1 protein-coding gene is annotated in these 16085 nt (G+C 61.4%); it reads left to right on the top strand.

Features of this window, described 5'->3' with window-relative positions:
• Positions 1-45 precede the first annotated feature (45 nt).
• A complete protein-coding gene (locus KP808_RS12785; protein ID WP_230016208.1) occupies positions 46-16080 on the top strand; it encodes a non-ribosomal peptide synthetase in 16035 nt (5344 codons plus the stop codon).
• Positions 16081-16085 lie beyond the last annotated feature (5 nt).

Raw genomic sequence — 16085 nt, forward strand, 5'->3', positions numbered from 1 at the left:
TGCCTTTTGTATGCGGCCAGGCCGACCCTTTGCGAGAAGAAATGTATGGCATTTGCCCTGACCGCTGCGCAACGCAATATCTGGCTGGATCAGATGACCCAGGGCGACTCGCCGTTATACAACATCGGCGGCTATATGGAGATCGATGGTGCCGTCGATTCCGTGTTGTTCCAGCAGGCCGTGGACCTGTTGATTGAAGAACACGATGCTCTGCGCATGGTCCTGCTTGACGAACGTGACGAGGAGGGTTTGCCGCTACAGGCCTTCGCCTCAAGCATGCCGCAGTGTATGACTCCGATCGACCTGCAAGGGCATGACGACCCGCGTCAGGCAGCCGCACACTGGGTGCAGGCTCGGCTTGAACAAGCGTTCAGGCTAGATGGTGGGCCACTCTACCGAATGCATTTGCTCAAACTCGAAGAGCAGCGCTTCTACTTTGTGTTTTATACCCACCACATCGTGCTCGACGGCTGGAGCATCGACGGTGTCTGTACGTACCTCAGTGAGATTTACAATGCGCTGCTCAATCAGCGCACGCCTGACGTTGCGGCGCCGTCCTATGTCGATTTCATCAAGGACGACCTCAAGTATCGCGGGTCGCGACGTTTTTCGCTCGATCAAGCCTACTGGCTGGACAAATACCGTGAGATCCCCGATCCGTTGCTGATAGCGCGCCCGCGCCAGGTCTCTATTCAGAACCAGACAGCACACAGCCGCAGCGGCCACATCAACTCCGGTCTTGACCGTGGTCTGGAGCAGCAGATCGACGATCTGGCGCTTCGACTGCAAGCCTCGTCGTTCCATGTTTTGCTGGCAGTGCTGTACGTGTACTTCACCCGCGTCTACCAGCGTGATGAACTGGTCATCGGCCTGCCGATTCTCAACCGCTCCAATGCCGGCTACAAGAAGACCCTGGGGCTTTTTACCCAACTCAGTTCGGTGCGCCTGAAATTCAGTCCAGACCTGCCGTTCGCAGAACTGGTCCAGGGTATATGTCGGGCAGTCAAGCAGGATTACCGCCACCAGCGGTTCCCGGTCAGCGACCTCAACCGGCTGCTGGAATTGCGCCGTACCGAGCGTACCCAATTGTTCGATCTGACGTTCTCCTATGAGCGCCAGAACCTTCCGCTGCATTTCAATCAGGCAGCCGCCAGCACTACCAAGTGTTCGAACAACCACGAACAGACGCCGCTAGCTATCTACCTGCGCACCAACGCCTGCGAAACTGAATCGTGGATGCACTACATCTACAACGAGGCGTTTTTTCAGCACGACGAGATTGTCCTCCTTGCCGAGCGCTTGCAGCGTGTTATGGAGCAGGGGCTGACGAATGAACAACTCCCGGTGAACGGGTTCTCGCTGATCAGCGAGACCGACACCTCCCGGGTTCAGGCGTGGAATGCCGATCAGCCACATTTCGCTGATGACCTGACTATCCACCAGCAGTTCGAAGCACGCGCTACAGAACGACCAGACGCCGTGGCGCTGATGTTCGAAGAGCAGACCCTGAGCTACGGCGAACTCAACGCCCGCGCCAACCAGGTCGCGCATCGCTTGCTCGCGCTGGGTGTGCGCCCGGACGATCGCGTAGCGATCTGCGTCGAGCGTGGCCCGGCGATGATTATCGGCTTGCTGGGTATCCTCAAATCCGGTGCCGGTTATGTACCGCTGGATCCGGCTTACCCACCTGAGCGCCTGGCCTATACCCTCGGCGACAGCACGCCAGTGGCATTATTGAGCCAACAGTCAGTACAACAAGCGTTGCCTGTCTGCGAAGTGCCGCTGATCTATCTCGACGACGCCGACCTGCAGAACGAATCCGTGTGCAATCCGCAGGTAGCGGTCAAGTCCAGCGACCTTGCCTACGTCATCTACACCTCCGGCTCCACCGGACTGCCCAAGGGCGTAATGGTCGAGCATCGCAACGTTGCGCGGCTGTTCTCGGCCACCGAAGAGTGGTTCAGCTTCAATGAACAGGACGTGTGGGCGCTGTTCCATTCGTTCGCCTTCGACTTCTCGGTCTGGGAAATATGGGGCGCACTGCTGCACGGCGGCCGTTTGTTGATCGTGCCGCAACTGGTCAGCCGCTCGCCGGAAGACTTCTACAACCTGCTGTGCAGTGCCGGGGTGACGGTGCTTAACCAGACGCCGAGTGCGTTTCGGCAACTGATTGCTGCCCAGGGCGAGAACGCGCAGGCGCATTCGCTGCGTCAGGTGATTTTCGGTGGTGAAGCGCTGGAAACGGCGATGCTCAAGCCGTGGTACGCCCGTAACATGAATGCCGGTACACAACTGGTAAACATGTACGGCATTACCGAAACCACAGTGCATGTGACCTATTACCCGTTGCAGCCTGAAGACGCCCAGCGCGTTGGTGCCAGCCCGATCGGCAAGCGCATCCCTGACCTGCAACTCTATCTGCTCGATGCCTTTGGTCATCCGCTGCCACCGGGTGCGGTGGGTGAGTTACACGTCGGCGGGGCAGGCGTGGCCCGTGGTTATCTCAATCGCGATGAATTGAACGCGACGCGCTTTCTCGACGATCCATTTGCCTCGGTACCCGGCGCGCGGATGTACCGCTCTGGCGACCTGGGTCGTTGGTTGCCGGACGGCAGCCTGGAATACCTGGGCCGTAACGATGAGCAGGTGAAAATTCGCGGTTTCCGTATCGAGTTGGGAGAGATCGAAGCTCAATTGATCGCCTGCAGAGGCGTGCGTGAAGCAGTGGTCGTGGTGCGTGAAGACGAACCGGGCGATAAACGTCTGGTGGCCTATGTCATCGGCACAGCAGACCTGGAACCGGACGCCACCTACTTACGTGAACAGCTGCGCCTGTCACTGGCCGAGCACATGCTGCCGAGCGCTTTTGTCAGCCTGGAAAGTTTCCCGCTGACCGCCAACGGCAAGCTCGACCGCAAGGCTCTGCCGCTGCCTGCGGCCGAGGCCTTTGCCCGGCGCCAATACGAGGCACCGCAAGGCCTGACGGAAATGCGCCTGGCCGGGTTGTGGACCGAGTTGCTGGGCGTCGAGCAGGTAGGCCGTCATGACCAGTTCTTCGAACTGGGTGGGCATTCCATGCTGGCAGTGAAACTGATCGAACGCATGCGCGACGTCGGTCTGAATGCCGATGTGCGCGTGCTGTTCGGCCAGCCAACCCTGGCCTCCCTGGCGGCCGCCAGCGGCAAGGTCACAGACGTTAAGGTGCCCGCCAACAAGATTCCCTCCGACTGTCGGCACATTACCCCGGACATGTTGCCTCTGGCCCGACTCACTCAAGCCCAGATCGACCGCGTGGTCGCCACCGTACCTGGGGGGGTGAGCAATGTGCAGGACATCTATGGGCTGGTGCCGCTGCAGGAAGGCATCCTCTATCACCATTTGACGAGTGAGGACGGTGATCCGTACCTGTTGCAGGCTGTGTTGCGGGTCAATAGCTTCGAGCAGTTGCTGGACTTCACGGAAGCCTTGCAGCAAGTCATCGATCGTCACGACATTCTGCGTACGGCGGTGGCCTGGGAAGAACTCGACGAACCGGTGCAGGTGGTCTGGCGTCAGGCGCAGCTGCGGGTCGAGGCGTTTTTACCGCACCCGGAGCAGGGTGATGTCGCTGCCCAGTTGCAGGCACAGTTCGATCCACGGCGGGTACGTATGGATTTGCATCAAGCCCCGATGATGCGCCTGCACTATGCCGAAGATCCCGTCGACCATAGCTGGGTTGCGGTATTGCTGTTCCATCACCTGATCGATGATGCCACCTCGCTGGCCTTGCTGGGCGCAGAGATCGAGGCGTTCAGACAAGGGCGCGGCGAACATCTGCCAGCGTCGGTGCCGTATCGCAATCATGTGGCTCAGGCCCGATTGGGCGTGAGCCGTAAGGAGCACGAAACGTTTTTCCGCGACATGCTCGCCGATATTGACGAGCCGACCCTGCCGTTCGGCCTGCAGGACGTACAAGGCGACGGCAGCGGAGTCGAAGAAGCCCTGTTGCCGGTTGACCCGGAGCTGGCCAGACGTCTTCGCGCCCATGCCCGGCGCCTGGGTGTCAGCAACGCGAGCCTGCATCACCTTGCGTGGGCACAGGTGGTAGGGCGCTTGTCTGGTCGTCAGGATGTGGTCTTCGGCACTGTGCTGCTAGGCCGTCTGCTCAGTGGTCAGGGCGCCGAACGAGCCTTGGGGATGTTTATCAATACCTTGCCATTGCGCGTCGCTGCCGGCGAGCAGGGTATTCAGGCTGCTGTGCGCACCACCCATGCACGCTTGGCGGCGTTGGTCAGTCATGAGCACGCGCCGCTGTCACTGGCCCAGGCATGCAGCGGCGTGGCGGCACCGACACCGTTATTCACTGCGCTGATGAACTACCGGCATGTTGCGGTCGGCGCCCAGACACCTCAGGAGGCAGGGCAGACCAGAACCTGGGGCGGTGTCGAAGTGCTCGGCGGTGAAGAGCGCACCAACTACCCACTGTCCTTGTCGGTGGACGACCTCGGAGAATCCTTCGGTCTGACCGTTCAGGCAGTGGCCGGAATCGGTGCCCGGCGCATCTGCGGTTACATGCACACCGTGCTGGAGCAACTAGCCGACGCGCTGGACAGTCGGCCAAATGCACCCTTACACAGCCTCGACTGGTTGCCCGCGCACGAGCGCCGCCAGTTACTGGAAGACTTCAACGCGTTCAATGGTGCCTACCCGCAAGATCTACTGCTGCACCAGATGTTTGAGGCTCAGGCGGCTGCGCAACCCGACTCGGTAGCAGTCACCTACGAAGGCCAGCAACTGAGCTACCTCGAGCTCAATCAGTGGGCCAACCAGATTGCCCATCGGTTGATCGCCGAAGGCATTGGCGCTGATGACCGTGTGGCGATTTGTGTAGAACGCAGTCTGGAAATGATCGCGGGCCTGGTGGGCATTCTCAAGGCCGGCGCAGGCTACGTGCCACTCGACCCTTCTTACCCTGCCGAACGCCTGGCCTACATGCTTGAGGACAGCGCACCGAAAATGCTGCTGACCCAGCGCGGTTTGCGCGAGCGGTTTGCGCAGGCCGTCCTGCCGGTGTTGCTGCTGGAAGCTGACGCCCGCGCCGAGAACGGTATCGACCGCACGCCGGTGACCAATCCACAGCTCGCGGGGCTTGGTGCACAGCACCTAGCGTACCTGATCTACACCTCGGGCTCTACCGGACAGCCCAAAGGCGTGGCCATGCCCCATGCGCCGTTGGTCAATCTGATGCATTGGCAGATCGCCCAGACTGTCGAGCACGGTCGCCCAAGGCAACGCACCTTGCAGTTCGCCGCGCTGGGTTTTGATGTGGCCTTTCAGGAAATCTTCAGCACCTTGTGTGCAGGTGGCGAACTGTCGCTGATCCACGGCGATACTCGTCTGAATTTCCGCCGCCTGTTCCAACATATCTGCGAGCAGCGTATCGAACGCCTGTACATGCCGTGTATTGCCCTGCAGGCATTGGCCGAGGCGGTGGTCGCTGAACCCGAACAGACTGATTGCCTGTTGCAGGACGTAATCACTGCCGGTGAGCAACTGCGAATCACCGAACCGATGCGGCAGTTATTCGCCCGTTTGAACGACGCCCGCCTGCATAACCACTACGGCCCGACCGAGTCCCATGTGGTCACGGCGCTGACCCTTGAGGGTGACCCGCAGGCCTGGCCGACCTTGCCAAGCATCGGCCAGCCGGTGGCCAACACCCGCATCTACCTGCTCGACGAACACATGCGCCCGGTGCCGGTGGGCGTGGCAGGCGAACTGTACATCGGCGGCGCGTGTGTCGCGCGTGGCTACCTGAACCGTGATGACCTGACCACCGAACGTTTTATCGCTGATCCGTTTGCCGCCTGCGATGTCGGCAACCCACACGCGCGCCTGTACAAGACCGGCGACCTGGGTTGCTGGCAGGCCGACGGCAAGATCGTCTATCTGGGCCGTAACGACGATCAGATCAAGATCCGAGGTTTCCGTATCGAACTGGGCGAAATCGAGGCGCGCCTCGGTCAATTTCCGGGCCTGCGCGATGCAGCGGTGCTGGCCCGCGAAGACGTTCCCGGTGAAAAGCGCCTGGTCGCTTATTTCAGCGTGCAGACCGGGCAGGTGGTGCCCGAGGCCGACCAGATGCGTCTGCATTTACAGGCGCTGCTGCCGGATTACATGATCCCCGCAGCCTATGTGCACCTGGAAAAACTGCCGGTCTCGCCCAACGGCAAGCTGGATCGTCGCGCACTACCGCAGCCATCAGCCGATGCCTTCGTCAGTCGCGACTATCAGGCCCCGATCGGTGACACCGAAATCATGCTGGCTGAGCTCTGGGCCGACGTGCTGAGTGTTGAGCGAGTCGGTCGGCACGACCATTTCTTTGAGCTGGGTGGTCACTCGCTGCTGGCGGTGAAGCTGATCGAGCGCATGCGTCAGGTTGGCCTGAGTGCCGATGTACGCGTGCTGTTCGGCCAGCCCACCCTTGCCGCACTGGCGGCGGCTGTGGGCGGCGGTATCGAGATCGAGGTTCCGGCCAACGGCATTCCCGACGGCTGCGAGCACATCACCCCGGACATGCTGACCCTCACTTCGCTGGACCAAGGGACTATCGATCGCATTGTCGCCGGCGTTCCCGGTGGTGCGGCCAATGTGCAGGACATCTACCCGCTGGCACCATTGCAGGAAGGTATTCTTTATCACCACATCGCCGCGGAGCAGGGCGACCCGTATCTGCTGCAAGCAACCTTCGCCCTGCATGATCCGGCGCACGTACGACGTTTTGCCGAAGGCTTGCAGGCAATGATCGATCGCCATGACATCCTGCGCACGGCGCTGGTCTGGGAAGGTCTGAAACAACCGCTGCAAGTGGCTCTACGCCGGGTCGAGCTGTCGATTGAGCAAATCACCCTGGCACCGGGCGGCGGCGATATCGTCGCCCAGATGCAACGCCGTTTTGATCCCCGCGAGTACCGCCTCGATCTCAGCCAGGCCCCACTGGTTCATCTGGCCTTTGCGCAGGACTCGGAGAACCAGCGCTGGGTGGCGATCCTGCTGTTCCATCACATTGCCCTCGACCACACCGCGCTGGACGTGATGAGCGCAGAAATGCTCGCTCACGTGCAAGGCACCGCGGCGCAAATGCCGGCGGCGATGCCTTACCGGAATTATGTGGCGCAGGCCCATCTGGGCGTGAGTCGCGAACAACATGAAGCATTTTTCCGCGAGATGCTCGGCGATGTCGATGAACCGACGCTACCGTTCGGTCTGCTTGAGGTGCAGGGTGACGGGCAGGGCATCAAGGAGGTTCGCCACGCGCTTGCGGCTGATTTGTGTCAGCGTCTGCGCACTCAGGCTCGGCAACTGGGGGTGAGTGCAGCAAGCTTGCATCACCTGGCCTGGGCGCGAGTGCTGGGCAGCGCCAGCGGGCGTGAAGACGTGGTATTCGGCACGGTGTTGCTGGGGCGCATGCAAAGCGGCCTGGGTGCCGACCGCGCCTTGGGCATGTTCATCAATACCTTACCGCTGCGGGTCGATGTCGGTACGTGTGCAGTGCGTCAGGCCGTGCGTCAGACCCACGCCCGTTTGACCGCATTGCTCGGTCACGAACACGCGCCGCTGGTGCTGGCGCAACGTTGCAGCGCGGTGGACGCAGCGTCGCCGCTGTTCAGCGCGTTGCTCAACTATCGCCACAGCCCGGCACGTGAAGCCAGCGGTGGCGATCGTTGGGCGGATACCCAGGTGCTCGGCGTACTCGAACGGACCAATTACCCGTTGACCCTGTCGGTGGACGATCAAGGCGAAGGCTTCCTGTTGAACGTACAGGTAGCAGCCGGCTTCGATGGCCAGCGGATCTGCAACTACATGCAGACCGCCCTGAGCCATCTGGTTCAAGCCCTTGAATCCGCGCCGGACTCAGCAGTGCGCGATCTGCCGGTGGTGCCGGAAGCCGAACGGACGGAGCTGCTGGTGGCGTTCAACGACACCGCGCGGGACTATCCGCAGCAACAAACCGTGCATAGCCTGTTTGAAGCTCAGGTGCGGGCGTGCCCCGAGGCTTGTGCGGCAATCCACGACGGCGTTTCCTTGAGTTATGCCGAACTCAACATTCGGGCCAACCGTCTGGCGCGGCATCTGCTGGGGCTTGGTGTGCAGCCGGGTGACAGCGTGGCGATTTTGCTGGAGCGCAGCCATGACCTGCTCGCCAGTCAACTGGCAGTGCTCAAGTGCGCGGCGGTGTATGTGCCGCTGGACATCAATGCACCGGTCGAGCGTCAGGCATTCATGGTTGAGGACAGCCAGGCGCGTGTACTGCTCACTCACAGCCAAGTGTCGCTGGAAACCGCTGCGCAGCGTGTCGATCTCGATGGTTTGACCCTGGATGATCTGAAAGACACTGATCTGGCGTTGCCGCAGTCCGCCGAAAGTGTTGCCTACATCATGTACACCTCTGGTTCGACGGGTGTTCCGAAAGGTGTGCTGGTGCCGCATCGGGCCATAAGCCGTCTGGTGATCAACAACGGTTATGCCGATTTCAACGCTCAGGACCGCGTGGCGTTCGCTTCCAACCCTGCATTTGACGCCAGCACGCTGGATGTCTGGGCACCGTTGCTCAACGGCGGCTGCGTGGTGGTGATCGGGCAGAACGACTTGCTGTCTCCGCGCGACTTCCAGCGTCTGCTGCTGGAGCAATCGGTAACCGTGCTATGGATGACCGCCGGTTTATTCCATCAATACGCTTCGGGGCTGGGCGAGGCTTTTTCGCGCTTGCGCTACCTGATTGTTGGCGGTGATGTGCTGGATCCTGCTGTCATAAGCAGAGTATTGGCAAACAGTGCACCGCAACACCTGCTTAATGGCTATGGCCCGACCGAGGCGACGACCTTTTCCGCGACCTGCGAGATTGTTTCGGTCGGCAATGGCTCGATTCCTATTGGCAAACCCGTAGGCAACAGCCGCCTGTATGTGCTCGATAGCCAAGGCCAACCCGTGCCATTGGGCGTGCCCGGCGAGCTGTATATCGGCGGGCAGGGTGTCGCCAGGGGTTATTTGAATCGGGATGAACTGACCCTTGAGAAATTCGTTGCCGACCCGTTCGACAGCGACCCACAGGCGCGCTTGTACCGCACCGGCGACCTGGTTCGCTGGCGTGCCGACGGTAATCTGGAATACCTGGGTCGTAATGACGATCAGGTGAAAATCCGTGGTTTCCGTGTTGAACTGGGTGAAATCGAAGTACGCCTGGCCGAGCATTCGGATATTCGTGAAGCCGTGGTGCTGTGCCGTCAGGATGAGCCTGGTGACAAGCGTCTGGTCGCTTATGTCACGGCGCAGCAGACTGAAACTGCGCTGGACATCGAACGCCTGCGCAACCATCTGCAAGGCTTGTTACCGGACTACATGGTGCCGGCAGCCTACGTGCAGCTCGATGCGCTGCCGCTGACCGCCAATGGCAAGCTCGATCGCAAGGCCCTGCCAGTGCCGGATGCGCAAGCGCTGATCAGTCGTGGTTACGAAGCACCGCAAGGTGAGGTCGAAGCAGTGCTGGCCGAGATCTGGGCCGAGGTACTGCAGGTCGAGCGGGTTGGTCGCTACGATAACTTCTTCGATCTGGGCGGGCACTCTCTGCTGGCCATGCGCATGGTGTCTCAAGTACGCCAACAGCTGGGCGTGGAATTACCGCTGGGCGAGCTGTTTGCACTCGGTGAACTGGCAGCGGTGGCCGCAGCGCTGAATGGCGTGGCGCGCAGTGAACTGACAGCAATCCTGCCGGTGAAGCGTGATCAGCCAATGCCATTGTCCTTCGCCCAGCAAAGGTTGTGGTTCCTGGCACAGATGGACGGCGGTAACGAAGCCTATAACATCCCGATGGCACTGAGCCTTGTGGGGGCGCTCGACGTCACCGCTCTGGCGCGAGCCCTGGCACGTATCGTCGAACGCCATGAAACCTTGCGCAGTCGATTTGTGACCTGTGAAGGCGCTGCGCAAGTACTGTTCGTGCCCACCTGCGCAGACGCCGGGCTGTCTGTCGAAGACATTCGTCATGCGCCTCATGGCCTGGAAGAGTTTATTCGGGTCGAGGCGGTAGCACCGTTCGATCTGGCTAACGGCCCGCTGATTCGCGCTCATTTGCTGCAAGTGGCCGACGACCGTCATGTGCTGCTGATGACTGTGCACCATATCGTCGCCGATGGCTGGTCGATGGCTGTCCTGAGCCAGGAACTGCTGGCGCTGTACCCGGCGTTCTGCCAGGGACAGCCCGATCCACTGCCGGCGCTGGCGATCCAGTACGCCGATTACGCGGTATGGCAACGTCGCTGGCTGTCCGGCGAACGCCTGAAACACCAGGCCGCCTATTGGCATCAGGCACTGGAGGGAGCGCCGACGCTGCTCACGTTGCCGACTGATCGGCCACGTCCGGCGCAGCAGGACTTCGCCGGTGCCAGCCTTGCCGTGCAACTGAATGCAAATCTGGCAGCAGACCTGCGCAAACTGGCACAACGTCAGGGCGTCACGCTGTACATGGCGCTGATGGCCGCCTGGGCGACGACACTCACGCGCCTTTCGGGTCAGGCCGACGTGGTGATTGGCAGCCCGGTGGCAGGGCGAGGTCATACCGAACTTGAAGACCTGATCGGCCTGTTCGTCAACACCCTGGCGGTGCGCATCGACACCTCGGGCAATCCGAGCGGCGAGGCGCTGCTGGCCCGAGTCAAGGCCCGCGTACTGGAAGCACAGGAGCATCAGGACCTGCCGTTCGAACAGGTTGTGGAAGTCGTTCGCCCGACACGCAGCCTGGCCCATCCCCCTTTGTTCCAGACCACGCTGAACTGGATGCCGGGAAAAAACGTTGCCGATTCGCTTGGCGACCTGAGAGTGGAGCCGGTCGAGCAGAACAGTCAGGTGTCCAAATTCGACCTTTCGCTGAACCTGAGCGAGCAGGGCGAGACGCTGGCAGGGACGCTGGACTACGCCACGGCGCTGTTCGACGAAACCACGGCGCAACGGTATCTCGGCTATTTCATGCAGATCCTCGAAGCACTGGCGGCTGATGAGCAGACGCATCTTGATCGCATCCCGCTGGTCGGCGAAGAGGAACGGCGTTACCTGCTGGAAACGCTCAACACGACGGCGCTGGCGCAAGTTAATGACGAGCAGACCGTGCATGCCATGATCGAAGCCCGGGCAGCCAGCGCACCCGAAAGTGTCGCGGCTCAGGTGGGCGAGCATTGCCTGCACTACGGCGAGATGAATCAACGCGCCAACGCACTGGCCCATCACCTGATCAGTCTCGGTGTCTGTGTGGATGATCGTGTAGCAGTCATGGCCCGTCGCGGACTGGACACGCTGGTGGCCATGCTCGCCGTCCTCAAGGCAGGCGCAGGCTACATCCCGGTCGATCCGTCGCACCCTGACGAGCGCATTGCCTATCTGCTGGCCGACAGCGCACCCAAAGTGCTGCTGACCCAGCAGGCCCTGATGAACCGTGTGCCGCAAACGTCTGCACCGGTCATCGCCTTTGACCGCCCTGAATGGCCGCACCGCCTGGAAAACCCGCAAATGGCGGGGCTCAACCCCACGCATCTGGCTTACGTAATCTACACCTCCGGCTCCACTGGCCAGCCAAAAGGCGTGATGGTAGAGCACCGCACCCTCAGCAACCTGATCGACTGGCATTGCCAGGCCTTCGATCTGCAGGCTGGCAGTCATACCGCCAGCGTCGCAGGCTTCGGCTTCGACGCCATGGCCTGGGAAGTCTGGCCGGCGCTGTGTGCCGGGGCGACCCTGCACCTGCCGCCTGCGGACGTGGGTAATGAACAGCTTGATGCACTGCTCGACTGGTGGATCGCTCAACCGCTGCAGGTGGCTTTCCTGCCGACGCCGGTTGCCGAGTACGCCTTCAGCCGCGACTTGTCTCACCCCACCTTGCGTACGCTCTTGATTGGTGGCGACCGTCTGCGCCAGTTCCAGCGTGATCCGGGCTTCACCGTCATCAACAACTACGGCCCGACCGAGGCCACGGTGGTCGCCACGTCGGGGCGTTTGCTGCCCGACGGCAGACTCGACATCGGCACACCGATTGCCAATACCCGCGTGTATCTGCTTGATGAGCATCAACAACTGGTGCCGCTGGGTGTGGCGGGCGAGCTGTACGTCGCCGGAGAAGGCGTGGCGAGGGGGTATCTGAACCGACCGGAGATGACCGCCGAGCGCTTTCTGCGTGATCCGTTCCACGCTGACGCACGGATGTACCGCACCGGCGACCTGGCACGCTGGAACGCCGATGGCACTCTCGACTACCTGGGGCGTAACGATGATCAGGTGAAGATTCGCGGCGCGCGCATCGAACTGGGCGAGATCGAAGCGCAGCTAAGCCTATTGCCGGGCATCGAAGAAGCGCTGGTGCTGGCCCGAGAGGACGAACCGGACCAGCCAAGGCTGACGGCTTATTTCATCGAGCGCGACGGTTCGCTGTCGACGCCGGTGGCAGAACTGCGCTCTGCCTTGCTGACAGTGCTGCCTGGCTACATGGTGCCCAGCGCCTTCGTGCGTCTGGACGCCTGGCCGCTGACGGCCAATGGCAAAGTCGACCGCAAGGCCCTGCCAATGCCGGATCGCAACGCGCTTCCAGATCGGGACTACGAGGAACCCCAGGGGCCGGTGGAAATGGCCGTGGCCGAGATCTGGAGTTCGTTGCTGCACGTCGAGCGGGTGGGTCGTCATGACCACTTCTTCGAGCTGGGCGGGCACTCGCTGTTGGCCGTCAACCTGATCGCGCAAATGCGGCGCCAGGGGCTCGATGCCGATATTCGCACCCTGTTCACACAGCCGACGCTGGCCGCGCTGGCTGCGGCGGTGGGTAGCCTGAATGAAATAACAGTCCCGCAAAACGCCATCCCGGACGACTGCAAGCGCATTACGCCAGAGCTGCTGCCACTGGTCGATCTCGATCAGGCCGCCATCGACCTCATTGTCGCCAGCGTGCCCGGCGGCGTGGAAAATGTGCAGGACATCTACCCGCTGGCACCACTGCAGGAGGGGATTCTCTACCACCATCTGGCTGCCGAACAAGGCGATCCGTACGTCCTGCAAACGGTATTCGAGACTGCTGACCGAACGCGTTTGAATGCCTTTGTCGATGCCTTGCAAAGTGTGATTGATCGCCACGACATCCTGCGAACTGCAGTACTTTGGCAAGGCCTGGAAACACCGGTGCAGGTTGTCTGTCGTCAGGCTCGGCTGTTGCTGGAGCAGGTCGAACTCGACCCGCTCGAGGGGCCGATCATGGAGCAACTGCAACAGCGCTTCGACCCTCGCCATTCGCGGCTGGACATTAGCCAGGCACCACTTCTGCGGCTGATCTTCGCCGAAGACCAGCCCAACCAGCGTTGTGCGGCGATCCTGCTGTTCCATCACATGGTCCTCGACCATACAGCGATGGAGATTGTGCTCCACGACATGCAGGCGCATCTGCTGGGGCAGGCTGACCAACTCGAAGCAGCCATTCCGTATCGTAACTATGTGGCCCAGGCTCGCCTGGGTGTAAGCCGCGAGGCCCACGAAGCGTTTTTCCGCGAATTGCTCGGTGACATTGACGAACCGACGCTGCCGTTCGGGCTGCTGGATGTGCAAGGGGATGGCCGCGATGTTGAAGAAAGCAGCCTGACACTGGACCGGCAGTTGAATAGGCGTCTGCGCGCCCAGGCACGGCAGCTGGGGGTAAGCGCCGCAAGTCTGATGCATCTGGCTTGGGCTCAGGTATTGAGTCAGGTATCGGGCAGGCGCACCGTCGTATTCGGCACCGTGTTGATGGGCCGCATGCACAGTGGCGAAGGCGCCGAACGGGCGTTGGGCATGTTCATCAATACCTTGCCGCTGCGCGTCGATCTGGCCGGGCAGGGTGCACGGGACGGCGTACGAGCGACCCATGCCCGACTCACCGCATTGCTCGGTCATGAACACGCGCCGCTGGTGCTGGCGCAGCGTTGCAGCGGCGTGGCGGCACCGTTGCCACTGTTCAGCGCGCTACTCAACTACCGCCACAGCAGCGTGGCAGAACCCGCCAACGAATCGATCGAGGCCTGGCGCGGCATCGACGTGCAGAATGGTGAGGAACGCACCAACTACCCGTTGACCTTGAACGTCGATGATCAGGGTGACGGTTTCAGATTTTCAGTGCTGGTGACCGGCAAAGTCGGTGCCGGGCGAGTCTGCGGGTACCTGCAGACCGCGCTGGAAAATCTGCTTGTTGCGCTGGAGCAGTCACCGGACGCCGCGCTCGAAAGCCTGCCTATCCTGCCTGCTGCCGAGCGTGAGCAGTTGCTGGTGCAGTTCAACGACACTGCGCTGGATTACCCGCACGAACAGACCATTCACGGGCTGTTTGAAGCGCAGGCCGAGCGCACACCGCAAGCCATGGCAGTGGTTCATGGAAAACAACGCCTGACCTATCGCGAGCTTAACGAACAGGCCAACCGCCTGGCGCATGCCTTGCGCAAGCAGGGCGTGCAGCCGGATTCGCGGGTCGGGATCTGTGTGGAACGCGGCGTGGAGATGGTCGTCGGTTTGCTGGCGATCCTCAAGGCGGGCGGCGGTTACGTGCCACTCGACCCGGCTTACCCGGTAGAACGAATTGCCTACATGTTGCAGGACAGCGCGCCTGCCGCTGTGCTGGCGCAGTCGGCGACTGAGGCGTTACTGGTCGACGTATCGGTACCTGTGATCAATCTTGATGCAAGCAACTGGCAGGACGAATCCGCCCGGAATCCGCAGGTACCGGGGCTGACCTCAGCGCATCTTGCGTACCTGATCTACACCTCAGGTTCGACCGGCCTGCCGAAAGGCGTGATGATCGAGCACCGCAATACTGTGAACTTCCTCAGTTGGGCGCACACGGCATTCGACGGCTCTGCGCTGGAAAAAACACTGTTCTCCACCTCGCTGAACTTCGACCTCGCGGTCTACGAGTGCTTTGCGCCGCTCACCTCGGGTGGCAGCATCGAGGTGGTCACAAACGTGCTGGAACTGCAACACGGCGAGCACGATATCGGCCTGGTCAACACCGTACCGTCGGCGCTGAAAGCGCTGCTGGAAATCAACGGTTTGCCAGAGTCGGTCCATACCGTCAACGTCGCAGGTGAAGCACTCAAGCGCAGTCTGGTGGAAAACCTGTTCGAGAAAACCAGCGTGCAGCGCCTGTGCAATCTCTATGGCCCGTCGGAAACCACCACATACTCAAGCTGGGTGGCGATGGATCGCGAAAACGGCTTCGCTTCGCACATCGGCAAACCAGTCGGCAATACACAGTTTTACCTGCTGGATGAGCAACAACAGCCCGTGCCACTGGGTGTTGCCGGAGAGATCTACATCGGCGGCGCTGGCGTGGCCCGCGGCTACCTGAACCGTGACGACCTGACTGCCGAACGCTTCCTCGCGGATCCGTTCAGCCAGCAGCCCCAGGCACGTATGTATCGCTCCGGCGACCTGGGCCGCTTCCTGCCAGACGGCAATATCGAATACCTGGGCCGTAACGACGATCAGGTGAAGATTCGCGGCTTCCGTATCGAGCTCGGCGAGATCGACGCGTGTCTGGCCAGGCATCCTGCCGTCCAGGATACGGTAGTCACCGCTCGTGAAGACGTCCCCGGAGACAAACGCCTGGTGGCGTATTACACGGTCCGGTCGGCGCAAACGGAACCAGCCATCGACAGCCTGCGCGGCTGGCTGCTAGGGCAGTTGCCGGCATACATGGTCCCGGTGGCCTACGTGCGTCTCGATGCATTGCCTCTCACCCCCAACGGCAAACTTGACCGCAAGGCGCTCCCTGCGCCGGGCGAGGGCGCGTTGATCAGCCGTGGCTACGAAGCTCCGCAAGGCGAGAGAGAAGTACTGATCGCCGAGATCTGGCAAGACTTGCTGGGTGTGACGCAGGTTGGCCGACATGACCATTTTTTTGAGCTGGGAGGTCACTCCCTGCTCGCCGTCAGCCTGATGGAACGCATGCGTCAGGAAGGCCTGGAGGCCGAGGTCAAGTCGCTGTTCAAACACCCCACCCTCATGGAATACGCAGCAACAACGGAAAGAATGGAGATTGTTCTGTGAGCATG

The sequence above is a fragment of the Pseudomonas savastanoi genome (assembly GCF_020917325.1).
Taxonomy (GTDB): domain Bacteria; phylum Pseudomonadota; class Gammaproteobacteria; order Pseudomonadales; family Pseudomonadaceae; genus Aquipseudomonas; species Aquipseudomonas amygdali.

Bases quoted from the DNA above. Each gene is read 5' to 3' on its own strand.
- KP808_RS12785 (WP_230016208.1), top strand. From the start codon at position 46: ATGGCATTTGCCCTGACCGCTGCGCAACGCAATATCTGGCTGGATCAG.